The organism is Bordetella sp. 15P40C-2 (genome assembly GCF_009763235.1).
In the GTDB taxonomy this organism is placed as follows: Bacteria; Pseudomonadota; Gammaproteobacteria; order Burkholderiales; family Burkholderiaceae_B; genus Bordetella_A.
The window spans coordinates 1-19,319 of sequence record NZ_WSJA01000038.1; the positions used below are offsets into that span (position 1 = coordinate 1).

Consider the following 19,319-nt stretch of genomic DNA (forward strand, 5'->3'; position numbering starts at 1 on the left):
ACCAGATCCGCATCGGCCACGCGCTTGAGCAGCGCGGGATTGATGCCCAGGCCCACGTCACCGATAAAGCAGGGGTGATCGGCCGGGAACAGCATCTGGCGGCGGAACGACACCGCGGTCGGCAGCGACAGGCGTTCGGCAAACGCGGCGAATTGTTCGACGGCCTCGGCGCTCCAGCGCGTGCCGCCCAGAATGGCGACCGGCGAGCGGGCCTCGGCGAGCAATTGTTCGAGCTGCTTGAGTTGCCCCGCGGTCGGTGCGCTGTCGATGACTTCATAGCGCGGCGCGTCCGGCACGGTCGCGGTTTCGGTCAGCATGTCTTCGGGCAGCGCGATCACAACCGGACCGGGGCGGCCCGAGGTGGCGATGTGAAAGGCGCGCGAAATCAGCTCGGGGATACGCTCGATCTGATCGATTTCCGTGACCCACTTGGCCTGCGTGCCGAAGACGGCGCGATAATCCATTTCCTGGAACGCTTCGCGCTCGCGCATGCCGCGTTCGATCTGGCCGACGAACAGAATCATCGGCGTGGAGTCTTGCTTGGCGATGTGCACACCCGCCATCGCATTGGTCGCACCCGGGCCACGGGTAACCATGCAAATGCCGGGTTCGCCTGTCAGCTTGCCGTGGGCGTCGGCCATCATGGCGGCGCCGCCTTCCTGGCGGCAGACGGTCACGTCGATCTTGGCGTCGTGCAAGCCGTCCAGCACGGCCAGATAGCTTTCTCCCGGCACGCAGAACACGTGTTTGACGCCGTGAGCGGCCAGCTGATCGACCAGAATATGTCCGCCCAGCCGGGCTTGTGCAGTAGAAGTCGAAGTAGTCATAGCAAGCTGAAAAATGGTAACGGGCTAATAAAACAGCCCGATTGTAGGCTGTTGAGCATAATGTTCCTCGCTTGCACATGGCAATTGATAAAATTGCACAACAAATTGATTTGGCGGCACGTTCTATTGCCTGACCGGCAGTCGCGCCACCGCTGCTTTTTACTCTGACTCATGCGCAATGGCATACCCAATCTGAGCGCCTTGCAGGCGTTCGAAGCCTCCGCCCGGCTAGGAAGCTTTTCCCGTGCCGCCGAGGAGCTTTCATTGACGCATAGCGCCGTATACCGCCAGGTTGCCAGCCTGGAGGCGCGCCTGGGCGTTCAGCTATTCACCCGCGTGCGGCGGCGCATTATGCTAACGGAGCATGGGGCGGAGTATGCAGGCCGTATTCGCCACCACCTGGATCAGATTGAAAAGGATACGTTTGGCCTGGTCAGCCGCACCGGCATGGGCCGCAGTATTCATATTGCCGTGGTCCCGACACTGGCGACGACTTGGTTGATTCCGCGTCTGCCCGCATTCCAGCAGCAGCATCCCGACATCACCGTGAGCCTGTCGGTGCGCACCTTGCCGTTTCAGTTCAAGGATCAGCCGTTTGATGGGGCGATCTATCACGCCAGCAGTCTGTGGCCGGGCACCCAAGGCGTGCTGTTATTCCCTGAAAAAGAATTGGTGCCGGTTTGCGCCCCACATTTGCCGCGCCGCGAGGAAGACGGTCTGACGGGTCTGACGCACCTGCACTTGAGCTCGCGCCCGGATGCCTGGCGGCTTTGGTATAGCGCGAATCATCTGAATTACGGGCCGCACGCCGCGGGGGGGCCCCGCTATGACTTGTTTACCATGATGTTGGCGGCGGCAGAAGCGGGGCTGGGTGTGGGGTTGGTGCCGTATTTTCTCGCGCAGCCCGCGCTCGAAGCCGGCAAGCTCGTGCAGCCCGTGCCCGAGGTGCTAAGCGTGGTCCAAGGCTATTACTTTGGCTATTCCCAGCGCGATGAACGCTCAGAGGCTTTGAAGCTCTTTGAGCGATGGTTACGATCGGTGGCCTAGACGATGTCGCCCACGCCTCTGAATTCGCAAGCGGACATCGACGCCTTTATCGATGCGGTGTGGCTGGAAGATGGCCTGGCGAAGAACACGCTGTCGGCGTACCGGCGCGATCTGACTGCCTTTGCGCAATGGCTGGAAGATCCCGCGCAACACGCCGGTGCTACCCAAGCAACTCAACTCGCCGAGGTAAAAGCCGAGGATATCCAAGCATGGTTCGCCGCCCGGCATGAGGACAGCCGGGCCACTACCGCCAACCGGCGTCTGGCGGCGCTGCGGCGGTTTTATGCCTGGGCACTCCGTGAAAAGCGCACGGACAAAGACCCTTGTTTGACGCTTAGTGCCGCCAAGCAGCCGCCTCGCACGCCCAAAACGCTTTCAGAAGCCCAGGTTGAAGCGTTACTCGCGGCGCCGGACTTAAACACACCTCGTGGGCTACGTGATCGCGCCATGTTGGAAACCTTGTACGCCACTGGCGTACGCGTGTCCGAACTGGTCTATATCAAAGTGCTGGAGCTCAGCCTCAACGAAGGCGTGCTGCGAGTCGTGATGGGCAAGGGCGGCAAAGACCGACTAGTGCCGCTAGGCGCGGAGGCAGCGCATTGGATTGCGCGTTACATGCAAACAGCGCGGCCTGAACTCGCTGGCGCGCGCGTGAGTGACGCGCTGTTTTTGACCGGGCGTGGGCAGCCCATGTCCCGGCAGGCGTTCTGGCAATTGATCAAAAAATACGCCATCATCGCCGGGATCAACGCGCCGCTTTCGCCGCACGTTCTGCGCCATGCCTTTGCCACCCACCTGCTCAATCATGGCGCCGATCTGCGCGTGGTGCAGCTGCTGTTGGGCCATGCCGATATTTCGACAACGCAGATCTACACGCACGTGGCGCGCGAACGGCTCAAGGCCCTGCACGCGGCCCACCATCCGCGCGCGACCACGCTTCCTCCCACCTGATTTAGATCACGATTTCTGTCATGAGCAAAGCCCGCCACGTATCCGAAACCCCGGCCACGCAGTGGCTGAAAAAGCATAAAGTCGCTTATACCGAACACACCTACGAGTACATCGATCACGGTGGCGCTGGGGAAGCCGCGCGGCAACTGGGTCTGGAACCGCACGCGGTCGTAAAAACCCTGATCATGGAAGACGAGGCCGCGCATCCGCTGGTCGTGATCATGCACGGCGACCGCGAAGTCTCCACCAAGAATCTCGCGCGCCAGGCGGGGCATAAAAAAGTGTCGCCTTGCCATCCAGAAGTTGCGCAAAAGCACTCTGGTTATCAGGTTGGCGGCACCTCGCCATTCGGCACGCGCAAACGGATGCCCGTGTGGGTGGAGGCAAGCGTGCTCGACTACCCTGTTGTCTATATCAATGGTGGCCGACGCGGGTATCTGGTGGGTATCGATCCCAAAGTATTGACCACGCTGCTCGACGCCAAGCCCGTGTCCGTCGCATTGGAGTAGACGCTCGCGGGTATGGCCACCGCATTGGGAGCGCCGCTTGCGGGCATTTTGCAATGAGCACGACTGGTATATAACTGGAGTGTGTCGAACTTTCCTGGGAGACGACGATGGGCAAACAACTGTTGATGCTGGTGGGTGATTACGCCGAAGACTACGAAACCATGGTGCCGTTCCAGGCCCTGCAGGCAGTCGGACATACCGTCCACGCGGTCTGCCCGGATAAAAAAGCGGGGGATAAAGTCGCCACGGCGATTCATGACTTTGAAGGCGACCAGACTTATAGCGAAAAGCCAGGGCACAAGTTCACCCTCACGCATGACTTTGAGCAGGTGGATGTGACGGCCTACGATGGGCTGGTCATTCCCGGTGGACGCGCGCCCGAATATCTGCGCTTGAACAAACGTGTGCTGGAAATCATTCAGCAATTCGATTCTGCGGGCAAGCCAATTGCCGCGGTATGTCATGGCGCGCAGTTGCTCGCGGCTGCCGGTGTACTGAAGGGGCGCACATGCTCGGCGTATCCGGCTTGCGCGCCCGAGGTCAAGCTGGCTGGCGGCACCTATGCCGATATCGCTATCGATCAGGCACACACCGATGGCAACTTGGTCTCCGCGCCTGCCTGGCCCGCGCATCCGGCGTGGATCGCACAGTTCTTGGAATTGTTAGGAACGAAGATCACCCATTAGCGGAAGACGGCGGAAGGCCGATGAGCTGGCGGCAAGTCGATGTGTCTAGCCGTCAGCGCACGCCGCGCGGTTCGTCGGCCTACATGCGCGCCAATTTCAGCATCGCGACATCGTTCTGCAGAATGCGGCGCAGTCGAACCGCGTCGCCAATGCGTGAATACTTGCCTTGCGAATCCAACAGCACGATCGCCAGATCACGGCCATTGATGCGCGTGAGCATCACCAGGCATTCGCCCGCTTCGTTGATAAAGCCCGTCTTCGATACCTTGATGTCCCAGTCCGGCTTGCGCACGAGCAGATTCGTGTTGCGGAAAATCTGGGTACGATTCGCCACATCGACCTCATATTCGTCGTCGGTCGAGTAACGATGAATCAAAGGCCGCTGCGCCGCCGCCCGCAGCAGGCGGGCCAGATCGTGCGGCGATGAGACGTTCTGGCTGGATAGCCCCGTGGGCTCGATGAAGTACGTGCTCGACATCCCCAGCGAGCGCGCTTTGTTGTTCATTGCGCGGACAAAAGCAGGGATGCCGCCAGGATAATTGCGCCCCAGCGCATGGGCCGCGCGGTTTTCCGAGGACATCAGCGCCAGATGCAGCATGTCGCCCCGCGTGAGCCGCGTGCCGATCTGCAGGCGCGACGTCGTGTGCTTGAGCGTATCGACGTCTTCGCTGGTGATCTCCAGCACCTCGTCCATGGGCTGGTTCGAATCGACCACCACGAGCGCGGTCATCAATTTCGAGATCGAGGCGATCGGGCGCACCACGTCTTCGTTCTTGGCGAACAGGACAGTCGACGTTTCCAGGTCCTGTACATAGGCGGTACTGGAGCGCAGCGCGCGGATCTCATCGCGGATCGACGCTTCGGCAGCGGGCAGGGCGGCTGCCGCGCTGGCCGCCGCCACCGTACGCTGACGCGCGATGATGGTGCTCTTGTGAGATTTCTTCTTGGCCGTGTTGGTGGCTGAAGCTATCTTCTTTGTCGGTTTAGCCGAGCCGCTGCTCTTGGTGGCTACGGATTTTGTTGCCTTGCCGCTGGCCGGTTTAGCGGCGGTCTTTTTGCTGGCAGTCTTGCAGTTGGCCGCGCTACTGTTGGTCTTGCATGTCGTGTTTTTGGCCGCCTGCGCGGTATCGGGCAGGGCGCTGGCGAGCGCCATCGCTAGAGGCACTAAAGACGCTGCAACGGCGCGTTTCCAGAAAAACACCATAAGACAACCGAAACAAAAAGGGTGCGCGACCGGGGCGGGTCAGGGGGGTGGTTTGAGCGGAGCCGGGGAAAATTCAGCCAAATTATAGACTTACGAGCGAAATTTAAACAGTTTTTGGAACTGTAAAGCAAGTCCTTGTTTGCAACATTTCGAATGATGGCGTGGCTCGGCGCCAGTTCATGCGGTGGCGAGGTGTCTAAGCCGGCACTCGCCTGAGAACGAAGTTCCGGCTCAGCGGGGACGGACAGCTATCACTTCGCTTGCTATTGTATCTGGCGATTCGTCCGATTCTGAGGAGTAGGACGGTTTTGTTTTGCCGAAAAGCGATACAATCCGGCGCTTGGTTCGTCTCCGTAGTTCAATGGATAGAACAAGGACCTCCTAAGTCCTAGATACAGGTTCGATTCCTGTCGGAGACGCCATAAAAACAGTCACTTAAGTGAAAATCGGGCCCAAATCGTGGTCCCGCCGTGACTCTGGATTGCAGTTTGGCGGCGGTTTTTCTGCCCCGTCGACGGCGGATGCCTAATGAAGAGGTTGGCGAGCGGGCCCACCATCCGAAAGCCTCACGTCAGGTCTCTTTCAGGTAGGCTTTGACAGCGTCGGCCGATACGCCGACAGCTTGCACGGCCTGTCGTAGCGGGCTGCTGAGACGCCCAAAGTTTTGGCTGGCGCTACGCAACGTGCTGACCATATTAGAACGGGCCGCCTTCGAAGGGAAAGCCCCCACGAACTTGATGGTCGTCATGTTGGGTGAGTAATTCTTCCCAGACCAGGGGGTAAGGATCGCTCACGACCTCGTCCAAGAAAATATCGCCACTCCCAGGAGCCGTCTTCGCCATCTCCCGCGCGAAATTCAACGCGTTCGCTGCGTCGAACTCTCCATTCGCCTCCAGGCAACGAATGGCATCAGTTACGGTGCCATCCTCAGCCCCGGCTGCCATGATCTCTTGCGCGATGAGGCGCTCACCTCTCTTGCCCAGGTCCATGAACAACCCGATATGAGCTTGTCCTAAACCGACTAGAAACCTCAGATGGTTTGACGCTGCGAATTGGACCGCAGCCGATGTGGTCTCAAGACTTTCTCGAGCCAGCTCTTCCATCAATGGCGCGCTGTCGATCCCCATCGTTAACAGACTTTGTACCCTTACCTGCTTGACGGACATAGGCAAGCTGTCGTCTCGCACCAGCAAACCCAGGGCCCGATGAGCCGCCGACCGGTGACATACAAAGACCGCCGTGCTCACCATCGAGCCCCGCTCGACGCCGAGCAGGAGGGCCCGCGAGATGTCGGCCCCTAATCGACGGAGAAGCTGCACCGCTGCATTGCTGGCGGGACTCCCAAAATCCGAAGCTCCGAGGGAGCTACACAGCGCGTCAGTAAGATCGACGCCCCAGCCCGCTAATCGGCTCGCGGCCTCAAGCTCGTTACGTCTGAGACACAACACCAATGCAGCGGGCCCATTAGCGCCGAGCTCAATGAGCCGTTTTGCGATGGACATGTCACCCCTCCTCGCAGCCTCGGCCAGCGCCCGCATACCGTCCGTTAGATTCGGGATGAATCTCTTGGCCGTATCGTAGTCTGCCGTGCGGACAAGGTCGAACAAAGCATCTTCGGCCGGGTTACACAGTTCGGAAGAGGGATATCCTATCGAGGTATCGCCCACTTTCACACGACTCTTCAGCCATTCACCGCTCGCTACACCAGAACGAATCAGAGTATCGAGGGGAAGATTAATGCAGTGCTTCAGGACCTCCGAGATCGTCGCTGACACGTCTGCTTGCTGACGTAGCAGCAACGAAACTAGCAGCACGTCAGCGCGGTCGACGGCGTTGAACAGCCGAGCGCGTTGCACGTCGTCTGCCTGATGAAGGAGAACCGCGTTCTCTTGATAGTTTTGATCCATTCTTTCGATGACATATTTTTTCCTTCTATCTAGATACGCCTCGGCGGCGATTAAGTAATCGATGGCTTTGGCCCTTTCCGAGTCATCTTTCATGCCGTTGACGGCAGCGCGATAGAGGGGTCTATTGGCATCGTTGCCCGATTCCACCCAAGCTTTGATCGCACCCAAATCGTTCTGGCGCAGACATTCTTGGAACATGAGTTGGATTCGATATGGCCAGTGGCGTGCCTTGTCCATGGTCCGGATTGCATCGTAATCGCGTGTTCGCAAGAGGCGAACCCAGTCGGCGGGCCGGGCGAAATCGAGTATTGCGTCTACGGCTGGCAGATTCCGGCTGTTGGCGAGCCGGATCAATGCGTCTGAAACGATGTTCGTTGGCGTGCCTGTGGCGCGCTCGCTGGCTGTAGTCAACATTTCGATCGCTGCGAACCGCCTGGTTTTCGTGACAGGATTCCGAACCCTTTCGGCAGCATAGGCCTGTGGGATGGTAATGAGCTTTATCAGGGTGCTGACTGTATCCGCGCCGCTGTCCACCAATTGCTGCACGGCGAACTTTCTTTCATTCAACGCGGCCTCGGCGAGCAGGTCAGCCCCGGGCGCACCCAATAAGATCAGGGTGCGCAGGCCGGCCAGTTTAGATTTGATCGTCTCCAATGCGGCGGCACCGGGAGTTACCCCTAACGACATCAAGAACTTTGCGCCGTGAATCGATTGTGTAGTGGGCGCATTGTCCGGAACGGCTGCGACGCCGGTCGCTGCCCGTGTTTCAATGATGTGCGCGATCAATGCAAGGGCCAGCACCGCGTCTGCGCCCGCCTCAATCAAACGCTTTGCGGTCGCACGATGGCCGCCATCGGCAGCGTATGCCAGGGCCTTCGACAGGCCGTCACGTGCGCCGGCCGCGATAAGCGTCTCGACCAGCGGCAGGTTGCCGTCTGATTGACGCGTAGGCGCACACACGGCGTGAAGCAACGGCGCCCGCTCATGACTGTCGCGCTGATGGACCACATTGCCGGCGCACCGCTCGATCAGGTGCCGCACGATCTTCAGACTGCCCGCTTGGACAGCCGCTAGGAAATATCGCTTACGGCACGTGTCGACAGAGACCCCCCATGTGCTGGGGGCCTGATCCACCAGCGATTTGAACGCGTCGAGATCATCGTGTTTTACGGCGGCAGACAACGCGCCGGGCAGAGCACGCCACCCTACTTGATGATTTACCGGGGTGTGGTGCGAGGCTACGAGACCGTGGGGCAAAATAGTGAAGCCATTATTCATGTACGTTTTCCTTGAGCGGGTGGGTGTGGGACGGCAATAGATGCGGAGAACCGCACCGAGCCCTTCTCAAGCGAGCCGACGGAGTACGCTGGCTGGTGGCTACCTCTGCCGAGGCAGAGCTGCGTGCTGGGATCTGACGCCAATGAGCCAAGGTTGGCGGCTTGCACCTCGCTCTGCCGGCAGCATGGTGGGGTCTATCGCAATCCGCTGCGGATCATCAGGCATATCGTAAAAATAGATTGCATTTGCTGGCGCCCTAGACCAAAAAGCAGACCAAACGAATCTACGTTGACAGAGCGAATGCGCGTGCCGGCGCAAGTAAGGCCGGCAGTCATCAATCTTCAATTGCCCATCGCCATCATCCACCCCGCCAAACCGGCGACCAGCACGACGATCGCTGGCGGCACGCGACCGATGGTCAGCAGCCCGAACGAGAACAACGCCAGCCCAAAGTCGGCCCTACTGTGGATCGTGCTTGTCCATACCGGGTCATACAGCGCCGACGCCAGGATACCCACTACGCCGGCATTGATACCCGCCATGACCGTCTGAATCCCCGCGCGGTGACGAAGCGCTTCCCAGAACGGTAGTGCGCCGACCAGGATGAGCATTCCTGGGAGGAATATGGTCCCCAACAGAGCCAAGCCGCCCAGCCAGCCATGCAGGGGGCCATGGGCGACCGCGCCCAGATAAGCCGAAAACGTGAACAGGGGACCCGGCACGGCCTGCGCTGCGCCATAGCCAGCCAGGAAATCGGCGTTGCTGACAATACCGCTGGGCACTACGGTGGATTGCAGCAGCGGTAGCACGACATGTCCGCCACCGAAGACCAACGCGCCGGACCGGTACACGCCGTCCAGCAGCGCGATCACGGAGGAGCCCGTGGCAGCCGCCCACATGGGCAGCGCTAGCAGTAATGCTGCAAACAGCAGCAACGCGACAACGCCCAGCTTGCGCGATACCGGGTACCTGTGGGTTTGCACCCCATCAAATTGCGAAATCTTTAGCATCCACGATCCCAGCAGTCCTGCCAACACGATCGCAGCGATCTGTCCCGCCGCCGAGGGTAGGGCCAGGGTTAGCAGTGCCGCCAACACAGCGATGGCAGCGCGGGGTCGATCGGGACACAAGGACTTGGCCATACCCCATACCGCTTGCGCCACGATGGCCACGGCGACCACCTTGAGACCATGCACAAATCCGGACTGGGCCAGTTCCTGGTACTGAGCAATACCGAAGGCGAGCAGGATCAGGGCGATGGCCGATGGCAAAGTGAATCCTGCCCACGCCGCCATCAATCCCAACCAGCCGGCGCGGCCCAGCCCTAGCGCCATGCCCACTTGGCTGCTGGCCGGCCCCGGCAAAAAGTGGCACAACGCGACCAGATCAGAATAACTGCGGTCATCCAGCCAGCGGCGGCGCTGCACAAACTCCGTACGAAAGTAGCCCAGATGCGCGATCGGCCCTCCGAAGGAGGTCAACCCCAGCTTCAAAAAGGCGCCAAAGACTTCAGCGGTTGAACCGCGCGGGGCTACAGCTTCGTGCTGTACGGTGTCGGACGAGCTTGTCATGTGTGTGTGGTCCTGCCAGTGAACTGCCGGATACGGGTCTTGGTCAGTGCCAATTCACCGTCCAGGGTGCTTCTTTCTATACAAAACATGCTCTCTAAGTTCATGACCTTCAGGGAGAGCAGGATGTTGAAAAGTCAACGCGTCACGGACCATCCCAAGCTTTTGCATAACCCGTTCCGATCGCTTGTTGTTCAACGAGGTAAAGGAAACAACTTCCGGCAAAGCTAAATCATCAAACGCGAAATCAAGAACCGCTTTAGCCCCTTCGGTCGCAAGACCATTTCCCCAATGATGGCGTTCGAGCCGCCAGCCTATCTCCACACATGGGGAGAAAGGTAATTCAACCGTTGGGACGTGCAGCCCCAGAAAGCCGATGAATTGTTTAGTGAGTTTGTACTCTACTGCCCATAATCCCCATCCGCGCACATCAATGAGTGCGCGATTGCGTTCGGCCATGCTAAAGCTTTCTTCTTCTGAAAGAACCCTTGGAAAATAACGCATGGTTTCTGCCTCAGCACACATGCATGCATAGGGAGGGTAATCCGAATCTCTCCACTGACGCAGCATCAGCCTGTCTGTCTCGATTTCACGCACGTGGGCCATTGATAGTCTGCTCCGGGTAACCAAAATAGAATAGCGCCATATTTAGTGCAGGAGATGGGGGCAAAATGAAGTATTGCATCTATGGTCTCGGTGCGGTCGGGGGGCTCATCGGTGGCCGGTTGGCGAGGGCTGGTCTGCCTGTGTCCGGCCTGGTTCGTGGTGACACGTTAAGCGCCGTTCGCAAGCGCGGGCTAAAGCTGATATGCGACGGACGTGAAGATGTCGTTCAGCTCGAGGTCGCGGACCAACCCGAGACCCTCGGCCCGCAAGACGTTATTTTTCTGACCGTCAAGAACACAGCGATCGCGTCGGTGACAGAAAACATTGCCGCGCTCGTGCACGAACGCACCGTGGTGGTTTCGGCCATGAACGGCGTTCCTTGGTGGTTTTATCATGGCTTGGACGTTAATCCCGCTTATCTCCAGCGCATCGAATCCATTGACCCCGGTGGCTTGGTCAGTCAGGCGATTCCCGCAGAGCGCGTGGTCGGCTGCGTCAGCAATCTCTCGGCCACCACGCCGCAACCCGGCACTGTCGCTTACGCGCCGAACCCGAAATTCACGTTCGGTGAGCCGACGGGCGGCGCACATTCCGACCGATGCGCCGCGATCATGGCCGACATGAAAGGCGCGGGGTTCGATGTTCATGCGGCGCCAAGCATCCAGCAAACCATCTGGTTCAAGCTCTGGGGCAATATGACGGTCAATCCGATCTCTGCCATCACCGGCGCCACGGGGGACCGGATCGTCGACGATCCGTTGGTGCGCGACTTCATGGCGCGCTGCATGAACGAGGCCCGCGAAGTTGGCGAGCGCCTGGGCATCTCCTTGACTGCCCAACCGGAGGAGCGGTTCGAGGCAACGCGGCGTCTGGGGGCGTTTCGCACGTCGATGTTGCAGGACGTGGGCGCGAACAAACCGCTTGAGCTCGATGCGCTAGTGGGCACCGTACGCGAGATCGCAAGCCACGTCGGGGTCGCGACGCCCAATATCGACGCGCTCTTTGGACTTGCCCGCTTGTTCGCGCGAACGCACGGCCTGTATCCGCAAAGCTGATCAACAACGCGAAGACGGCAGGGATTACGCCGGTGCCAGCCGGCGCGGGCGTGTCGCATAGGCCGTCAGTATCTGGACCACCCCAGCGGTAAGGCCTATGCCCGCGCCCACCTGCCACGCCAGCGTGTAGTTATGAAGCAGGTCATACGCCAATCCCCCGCCAATGGCGCCGGTAAAGCTGCCAAGCTGATGCAGGCAGAAGGCCACCCCCGACAGCATCGCTTGCCATCGCAGCCCAAAAGTCTCGGCGATCCAGCCGGACACCAGGGGCGCCACACCTAACCACAAGAACCCGATCACTGCCGCGAAAACCAGCGTGGTCGTGGGCGTGGGCACCGCGTAGAAGTACCAGACAAAAGCCAGCGAACGCAGCACATAGATCAGCCCCAACAGGATCAGCTTGTTCCAGCGGCCCCCGGCCCAGCCAAAAAACAGACTGCCCAGGGCGTTGAACGCGCCGATCGTGGCCAGCGCCTTCGCCGAGAGCATCGGGTCCAGACCGCATAATTCCAGATAGGTAGGCAGATGCGTCGTGAGGAATACGAGCTGCATACCGCAGACAAAATACGTGACCGCCATCACGACGAAGGGCAAATTCTTCATGGCGACCGACAGTGCCTGACTCGCACTGAGATCACCTCCAAGTGGGGGCGCGGGCCGAGGCAGACGATCGACCTTGCCTGCGTACCAAGCGGCGGGAATCATGAAGGCGGCCAAAATCACGAAGGACACTGCACCGGCGCGCCAATCCCATCCCTGTATCACGGTTTGGCCGAGGGGCGCGGCGAGCATGGCGCCCAAAGAGCCGGCTGCCGAGACGATGCCCAATGTCAGGCTTCGCGCCTTCGGTGAAACCGGTCGGGTTGCCGCGGCCATGGCAACCGCACTGCCCGTCGCGGCCAATGCGGCACCGACTGCCAGACCCGCACCCAGAATCAGGCTGAGTACGCCTTGCGCCGTGGCCAGCAGAATCATGCCCAACAGATAGAGCAGCGCACCGCCTGCCATCATTGGCCGGAATCCCAGCCTCACGATCAGGGCGCCGGCAAATGGCTGAAGAATGCCCCAAAACAGGTTTTGTACCGAGATGGCGATGGTGAATTCACTGACCGAGATGCCCAGGTCCCGAGTCAGCGGTGGCAGGAAAATGCCGAGGCTCTGGCGCAGTCCCATCGACAGGGAGAGCATGACAGACGCGCCAATCAGGATCGGCAGGGCAGGGCGCAGTGCGGAAAAAGGTTTGTCTGACATGACCAAGGTAGGGGAGGCCGTGCGGATTCAAGATGGCGATGACGGCTTCCCGTTGGCACCGGAAATCGCCATTTGCTGATACGTCGTCAAGCATACCGCTAGCTAGACATGATTGCATGTATGTCGTCGCGGTCCAGTGGTTGGTATCGGGTCGTCCTACTGTGGAAATCGCCAGACGTATGCTGCACAAAGGAGTGCCAAATCTATCCATCCCGACTTTTACTTATTGTGGGCATGGGCGGGGTTAACCAGAATAATGCTCCACCATCTCTCAGGGGACGCTATGCCTGCTTACGCTGCGCTGGATGAACTAATGGCCGCGATGAGGCATATCGCTGCGAGCGCCGAACTCGGTTTGGAAATACCCGCTATGCGTTTTCATGCACTGTTGGCGATACAGAGGCGTTGCGCCGAGGTCGATAACACGGTCCGCGGAATTTTTGGTGGGACGGGCGACGATATTTTTGGCGGGAGTATTCATTAGTAGACGCGTCCATTACGGTGGGGTTGCATCCGTTCTCTGGACTCCACTGCTGCATGCTGCTTTGCTCGCCATGCGGCGGTGATATGTGGCAAAGAGCTAACGGTTAGCCTTTCTTTTGGTCCGATTTGTATTCAATAAGGCATGATGGATTGGAGAGGGCGGGTATTGGTCATCGCTCGTCAGACGATTTACCCTCCTTACAGCATCACCTCATGCCTTTCCATCTGAATCACCTCCCTCAACTTTCTGCGTATATCTCTGCCCCGACCTCGCCTGATCCCATCGAAGCCGCGACCCAAGACGCGCGCCGAGCGGTGGTAAATGCCCTAACCAACGACGACCTTCAAGGTTTTATCGCAGCATCGACGTTCCTTGGCCAGCATATGGCCACACTACGATTCGATGGGGGCCAGAATTGCTTGCATCACGCCATCCAGAGCGGTTGTTATGCGATTGTCCTCCACCTCACGCATGGCTCTGAGCCCTGGATGCTGTCGCTGATCAATGAACCCGATGACATGGGGTATACCCCTCTAAAGATCGCGATCGAAGCTGGTCATGATCTTCCTTTTTTAGTCGACGCATTGCTGACCGCCGGCGTGCATGACGACAGAGTCGAGGCGTTAGTACAGGCGGCCGCCCGCGGTCATCTGCAAGCCACCGCCCAGCTCATCAGCGCGGGGGCGAATCCTTCCATCGCGCTGGCCCGGGCCGTTCAACACCACATGCAGGTCGCCCCTCAGGCAATGTCCGTAAAAGTCCTGCGAGCGTTCGGCGCCGACATGTCCATGGCTCTGGATGTCGCGGTCGAGCATGGGTGGTTGCAGGCGATCAGGATACTGCCGTTGCTCGGCGCTCAAAGCAGCGCTGCCCTGATAGCGGCGGCGCTGCGCAACGACAGTGCAGCTACGGAGACGTTGATCAAAGGCGGCGCAGACGTCCCGCAAGCCCTGACGCGTCTGGCCAAAGACGGCATGAACGACGCCGTCGCGTACCTGATGGCCCAGCAAAGCAAGCATTGTCGACCGTTCGGTTACGACTCGTACTCGATGCTGCAACTGGCCAACAGTGGCGAGATCGCCGCCATGCAGGTGCTCGCCCCGCACATGATCGAGGGTGCTCACTATTGTCGGGGCCTGGCGGAACGCGGAAATGTAGAAGCGCTACGTGTGCTGATAGACGCGGGCCGCGTCAATCCCAACGACTTGATTAGCATCGTGCGAGAGAGTGACCTCAAGGCCGCGAGAACTTTGATTCAGGCGGGTGTGTCCACGCAAGAGGTGCTGCGCGAACTGGGGCCATCTGGCGTACACCGCGAGATCTCCCCTGAGAGATATAAGAAGATAAGGCTTTTGCACGCCGCCGGCGCCGATACCTCCTTGCTGGCTGCCCGCGATACCGTGATAGTGTTGGACGAACTGGCCCGGCGCAGGGCCTTGTTTGCCAATTTGTCTGCCGACGAAAAGAATGCTCACCTACTGAGGGTAGCCCTCAACGGCAACGTGCCTGATGCCGCTTTGCTGCTCGAGCTGGGTGCCGATCCCTCCGTGGCGCTAAAGGAGCTGAACGCCGATTGGGATGTCGGGGCGAGATATGTCTTGATCAAGGCGGGCATGGATACCCGCAGTGTGTTGTTGGATCTCGTGCGGGCCGGCGATATGGATACCGCGCGCGCACTGGTGTTGACGCATGGCGTTTCTACGGACATTCTTATCCAGCTTGTGCGCGGCGGGGACATGCAGACGGCGCGCGCATTCATTCCTGCCTTGACCGATGGCAGCGACGAACTGATCGAAGCAGCGACCGCTAACGATCAGGAACTGGCCTCGCAGCTTCTCGCGCTGGGGGCGGATGGTCCGCGCGCACTGCTCAGGTTGCTCGCGGGGTGTCGGCACGAAGCCGCCGGCCGATTGATTGCATGGAATATCGATCTGGATGTCACGCTCATGCTGGCGTATCGCCATCGTGAGCACATCTTCGGCCATTTTGATCCGACAGTCCCGCATTTGCTCATGCTCATGGGCGCCGATCTTGCCAATGCGCTGCGGCAGGCGCAGGGCTATGGCGAAATCGGGGCGGCAAAGCGGCTGTTGAGCGATCATCCCGCGCTAGGGCGCGACGCTCTCCTGCGTTTAAGTGAAGGCACGCCTGATTTTGCCAAGCGGGCGGCGTTGCAGTTCCTGCTCGTGGCCGATGTGGACGTTAATGGCGTGATCGAGCTCCTCGCGCACGACCGGCAGCACTTGGAAAACCTGGCCCGCTTGAAGACCTTGATCGCGCTCGGCCTGCCCACCGCGGAACCTTTGATGGATCTCACCCGGGCACATCATCGCAATACCGCGATGAATGTCATCGATGCAGGGGGTGATCTCGCCTCGGCGATGAACCGGTTGATACAGAACGCCGCGCAGCATACGCAGGGCGGCGACCGCGAGGCAGCGCGGCTCGAACAAGACGCCGCCAACCAGCTCGCCATCGCCGTAGCAACGTTGGCGCCCGCATGGGCCAGAGAGTTCGATCAAGGACGAGCCGGCTCGCAGGTGGTGATCTCGCCGAAGTGATTGCGTGCTGGATGGCGGGATACCCAGGCTCGGCTCATGGGCTCAGCCCCCGCGTGGTGATAGGTTGTATATGATGTCGCCAAAAACATCATCAATCCTTGGTACGCCGGCGCGCCACGCGTCCCCGTTTCCAGATCATCCTCTGGTAATTCAGATGTCCGAATCTCAGTCCATTTCGCTGCGCACAGTGTGGCTTGGCACGTTTGTTGTTCTGCTCGCCATGGGCGTGCGGGCCACGTTTGGGTTGTTTATGCAGCCGATGGCGCTGGAGCACGGGTGGGGGCGCGATGTGTTCTCCATGGCGTTCGCGCTGCAGAACCTGGTCTGGGGCATTTCGTCCATCTTCATGGGGATGCTGGCGGATCGTTATGGGTCCGGGCGTACGATCGCCCTAGGCGCGTTCCTCTATGCCGCCGGTATGATCGGGACACGTCTGGCGACCGATGAAGCCAGCTTGTATCTGACAGCGGGCTTGCTCGTGGGTTTGGGACAGGCAGGCACAACCTTTCCTGTGATTCTGCCCGTCGTGGCGCGATCAGTGCCCATGGCTTACCGCAGTACCGCGATGGGTATCGCGAGCGCCGGCGGGTCGATGGGACAGTTTCTGATTGTGCCGGCCGGCCAGTTGCTCATCAGTGGCCTGGATTGGACGGGCGCCTTGTGGGCGTTGTCCTTATTCGCCGCAACCGGAATTCCGATGGCGTATTTTCTGCGCGGTAAACCGGGCGCCCAGGTGGGCGGGCAGTCGTTGACCGCGGCGATCCGGCAAGCGTTGCGCCACCCGTCATTTCATTTTCTGGCGGGCAGCTACTTCGTCTGTGGATTTCACACGGCGTTCATCACGCTGCACTTGCCCGCTTTCGTGGCCGACGAAGGGCTGCAGGCCAGCCAAGGCGCTACAGCTATCGCGTTGATCGGTCTGTTCAATGTGGTGGGTTCGTTCTACGCCGGCAAACTTGGCGGCAAATACAGCAAAAAGCGCTTGTTGGCGGCCATGTATGGCCTGCGCGCTTTTGGCATGTTGCTGATTCTCGTAATGCCGCTGTCGACCTGGGTGCTCTATGTATTTGCCGGCTGGATGGGCTTATTCTGGCTGGGCACAGTACCGCTGACCCAGGGGCTTATCGGCCAGATTTATGGGCTGAGATATGCGGCAACGTTGTCCGGCATCGTCTTTTTGGGCCACCAGGTCGGCAGCTTCGTGGGCGTGTGGCTGGGGGGATACCTCTACGCGAGCACCGGCAACTACGACTTAATGTGGTGGATCGGTATCGCGCTGGCCCTGATCGCGGCGTTGTTGTGTTTGCCGGTGAAAGAACAGTCGCTGGCACCGCGCGCCGCCATGGCGAACGCGGCGAGCTGAGATGAAACGCTCACGTTTCTGGCGAGTGCTGGGTGGTTTTCTGCTCGTGGCCGTGCTCGCGCTGGGCTTTCTCGGGTATTCCCAACCCGAGCTGCAACTGAATTGGGAAACCTTAGCTGCGATGTGCGGCTTCTAACACAGCCATGCGGCACGACGCCGCATGCAGATCCCCACTGTGACGCCCGCGTCCCCGCCGAAGCATCTCGCCCCGTGGGCGGTAAATGAACAAAGGCGCGCGCCTCCTCCCCGGTAGACGCGCGCCCTTGTTCGGATCGCGTGCGCTGCTTATCTTTCGTTCAATCGCTCGGGATCGAGCCGGTGCGGCTGATTGCGCTGGAACAGCACTGTCAGTCCCCACATCACCACGCCCAGTGCTAGCAACCATCCCGCCACTTGGTATTGGATGACATCGCGTCCTGTCAAGGGTGTCACCAGGAACACGCAGGCCGCCGCGCCAACGATCGACAGAACCGTGTTGGCTTTGAAGTGCGTATGTTCCACGCGGTCGCGGCGCAACACCAGTACCGCGATATTCACAAACGCGAACACGCCCAATAAGAGCAGTGCGGTGGTGCCGCCCAACGCACTGATGGCTTTGGAGTTGGTCGAAGAGACCAGCAGAATCAGGGCCAGGGCGAGGATGGTCGTAAACACGATCGCCGCCCAAGGCGTCTGGTTGCGTCGGTGCACGTAGGACAAGAACTTCGGCAGCACGTTTTGGCGCGACATGCCGTAGAGCAGGCGACTAGCCATCATCATATTAATCAGCGCCGAGTTCGCGACGGCGAACATCGAGATGACCGGCATGATCTTATCCATCGGCAAGCCGGGCGCGGCGCGCTCCACGACCAGCACCAGTGGCGTAGAACTCGCGGCCAGCTCGCCCACGGGGATCAGCGCCACGGCACAAATAGATACTAAAACGTAAATCACCGCCGTGATGCCCAGGCCGGTGAGCATGACCTTGGGGAAAATTTTGTGCGGGGCATGCACTTCCTCGGCCATGTTTACCGAGTCCTCAAAGCCCACCATGGCAAAGAATGCCAGCGCCGTTGCCGAGGTCACGGCCAGAAACACGCTTTTATTCTCGGGTGTCTCGAAGGCGACCACGCGTGAGAAATCTGCCTGGCCTTTACTCATTGCATAAAAACCCAGCAGGATCACGAGCAGCAAGCCGCTTAACTCGATGAGCGTCAGCACGACGTTGGCCTTGACGCTCTCGGATGCACCGCGGAAATTGACAATCATGACGAGTACCATGAATCCCAACGCACCCATGGTGACCAGTGTCGCGTCGTCGCCCATCCCAAATACCGCGAACATATTGGCCGAAAATGCCCGGGAGGCGGTTGCCGCCGACGTCAGCCCGGAGCACATGACCGTAAAAGCCACGATAAACGTCAGGAAATGGATGCCGAAAGCCTTATGCACATATAGCGCCGCGCCCGCAGCGCGCGGGTATTTGGTCACCAGTTCCAAATAGGAGAAGGCCGTCAGCAGCGCCACCGCGAACGCCACCAAAAACGGCGCCCACGCCGCGCCACCGACCTCCTGCGCGACTTGCCCCGTCAGGGCATAGATCCCCGTGCCAAGAATGTCGCCGACAATGAACAGCAATAACAACTTAGGGCCCATTACCCGTTTCAATTCTGTGGGTTCTGGGCTATCTTGCGTAGACATGCTCGCTCTCCTCTAGTTATTTAAGCTTGCGTAAAAGTATGTCTCGGGATGCCCACTGGCGTGATTCCTGAGATGTCACGGCAAATTACTAGACGTTTCCGCGCACACCGCCGCGGTCCCTATGAAAACCGGTGCGTCAATCTGTCGCATTGCGTTTTGTAGGCTTTTCTGATCTCAATGGGATTGCTAATCCTGCGGATGTGGTGTATTTCTATGCCTAACAGCAGTTGGTGACTAACACACTGGTGTTTTAGTGGACCGGGGCGGCAGAAGCCCGGCCACGCTGAAGTGCCAGGCCAGAGCTATGTGGGCGCCGTGCCCGCATAGGCGTAGAGCTAGGAG

15 protein-coding genes and 1 tRNA gene are annotated in these 19,319 nt (G+C 59.6%); 9 read left to right on the forward strand and 7 right to left on the reverse strand.

Features of this window, described 5'->3' with window-relative positions; genetic code table 11:
* The coding region (locus GOQ25_RS15760) for a thiamine pyrophosphate-binding protein (protein WP_255448251.1) at positions 1 to 827 on the reverse strand (827 nt) is incomplete at its 3' end.
* Between the two features lie 171 nt (positions 828 to 998).
* Between GOQ25_RS15760 and GOQ25_RS15765 the strand changes: the two genes are divergently transcribed.
* The 4 genes from GOQ25_RS15765 (at position 999) to GOQ25_RS15780 (ending at position 4,020) form a co-directional block, all read left to right on the forward strand.
* A complete protein-coding gene (locus GOQ25_RS15765) occupies positions 999 to 1,874 on the forward strand; it encodes a LysR substrate-binding domain-containing protein (protein WP_160351434.1) in 876 nt (291 codons plus the stop codon).
* A 3-nt stretch (positions 1,875 to 1,877) separates the two neighbouring features.
* Positions 1,878 to 2,825, forward strand: coding sequence for a site-specific tyrosine recombinase XerD (gene xerD, locus GOQ25_RS15770; protein WP_160351435.1), 948 nt, complete (start codon positions 1,878 to 1,880; stop codon positions 2,823 to 2,825).
* 20 nt (positions 2,826 to 2,845) lie between these two features.
* The gene (ybaK, locus tag GOQ25_RS15775) at positions 2,846 to 3,334 is read left to right on the forward strand and encodes a Cys-tRNA(Pro) deacylase (protein WP_160351436.1); all 489 of its coding nucleotides are present in this window, start codon (positions 2,846 to 2,848) and stop codon (positions 3,332 to 3,334) included.
* A gap of 107 nt (positions 3,335 to 3,441) precedes the next feature.
* Complete coding sequence (locus GOQ25_RS15780) at positions 3,442 to 4,020, forward strand: DJ-1/PfpI family protein (protein ID WP_160351437.1); 579 nt, start codon at positions 3,442 to 3,444, stop codon at positions 4,018 to 4,020.
* A gap of 79 nt (positions 4,021 to 4,099) precedes the next feature.
* On the opposite strand, the gene pbpG is transcribed toward GOQ25_RS15780, so the two are convergent.
* Positions 4,100 to 5,224, reverse strand: a complete 1,125-nt coding sequence (gene pbpG, locus GOQ25_RS15785; RefSeq protein WP_160351438.1) for a D-alanyl-D-alanine endopeptidase — start codon at positions 5,222 to 5,224, stop codon at positions 4,100 to 4,102.
* Positions 5,225 to 5,571: 347 nt separating this feature from the next.
* Between pbpG and GOQ25_RS15790 the strand changes: the two genes are divergently transcribed.
* A tRNA-Arg gene (locus GOQ25_RS15790) sits at positions 5,572 to 5,646 on the forward strand.
* 273 nt (positions 5,647 to 5,919) lie between these two features.
* On the opposite strand, the gene GOQ25_RS15800 is transcribed toward GOQ25_RS15790, so the two are convergent.
* The 3 genes from GOQ25_RS15800 to GOQ25_RS15810 form a co-directional block, all read right to left on the reverse strand.
* Complete coding sequence (locus tag GOQ25_RS15800; protein WP_160351440.1) at positions 5,920 to 8,409, reverse strand: ankyrin repeat domain-containing protein; 2,490 nt, start codon at positions 8,407 to 8,409, stop codon at positions 5,920 to 5,922.
* Between the two features lie 341 nt (positions 8,410 to 8,750).
* A complete protein-coding gene (gene chrA, locus GOQ25_RS15805; RefSeq protein ID WP_160351441.1) occupies positions 8,751 to 9,980 on the reverse strand; it encodes a chromate efflux transporter in 1,230 nt (409 codons plus the stop codon).
* A gap of 54 nt (positions 9,981 to 10,034) precedes the next feature.
* On the reverse strand, positions 10,035 to 10,583 hold the full coding sequence (locus tag GOQ25_RS15810) for a GNAT family N-acetyltransferase (RefSeq protein WP_160351442.1): 549 nt from the start codon (positions 10,581 to 10,583) through the stop codon (positions 10,035 to 10,037).
* 65 nt (positions 10,584 to 10,648) lie between these two features.
* Between GOQ25_RS15810 and GOQ25_RS15815 the strand changes: the two genes are divergently transcribed.
* Positions 10,649 to 11,638: a 2-dehydropantoate 2-reductase gene (locus GOQ25_RS15815; RefSeq protein WP_160351443.1), complete on the forward strand. Its 990-nt coding sequence runs from the start codon at positions 10,649 to 10,651 to the stop codon at positions 11,636 to 11,638.
* Positions 11,639 to 11,662: 24 nt separating this feature from the next.
* Here the strand turns inward: GOQ25_RS15815 and GOQ25_RS15820 are convergent, their stop codons facing one another.
* Positions 11,663 to 12,889, reverse strand: coding sequence for an MFS transporter (locus GOQ25_RS15820; RefSeq protein ID WP_160351444.1), 1,227 nt, complete (start codon positions 12,887 to 12,889; stop codon positions 11,663 to 11,665).
* 867 nt (positions 12,890 to 13,756) lie between these two features.
* Between GOQ25_RS15820 and GOQ25_RS15825 the strand changes: the two genes are divergently transcribed.
* From GOQ25_RS15825 to GOQ25_RS19690, 3 genes are all read left to right on the forward strand, one after another.
* Positions 13,757 to 15,934 (forward strand): ankyrin repeat domain-containing protein, encoded by a 2,178-nt coding sequence (locus tag GOQ25_RS15825; protein WP_160351445.1) that lies wholly within the window; start codon positions 13,757 to 13,759, stop codon positions 15,932 to 15,934.
* A gap of 154 nt (positions 15,935 to 16,088) precedes the next feature.
* Positions 16,089 to 17,297 (forward strand): MFS transporter, encoded by a 1,209-nt coding sequence (locus tag GOQ25_RS15830; protein ID WP_160351446.1) that lies wholly within the window; start codon positions 16,089 to 16,091, stop codon positions 17,295 to 17,297.
* 1 nt (position 17,298) lies between these two features.
* Complete coding sequence (locus GOQ25_RS19690) at positions 17,299 to 17,433, forward strand: hypothetical protein (protein WP_255448252.1); 135 nt, start codon at positions 17,299 to 17,301, stop codon at positions 17,431 to 17,433.
* Positions 17,434 to 17,582: 149 nt separating this feature from the next.
* On the opposite strand, the gene GOQ25_RS15835 is transcribed toward GOQ25_RS19690, so the two are convergent.
* On the reverse strand, positions 17,583 to 18,977 hold the full coding sequence (locus GOQ25_RS15835) for an APC family permease (protein WP_160351447.1): 1,395 nt from the start codon (positions 18,975 to 18,977) through the stop codon (positions 17,583 to 17,585).
* Positions 18,978 to 19,319: the final 342 nt, after the last annotated feature.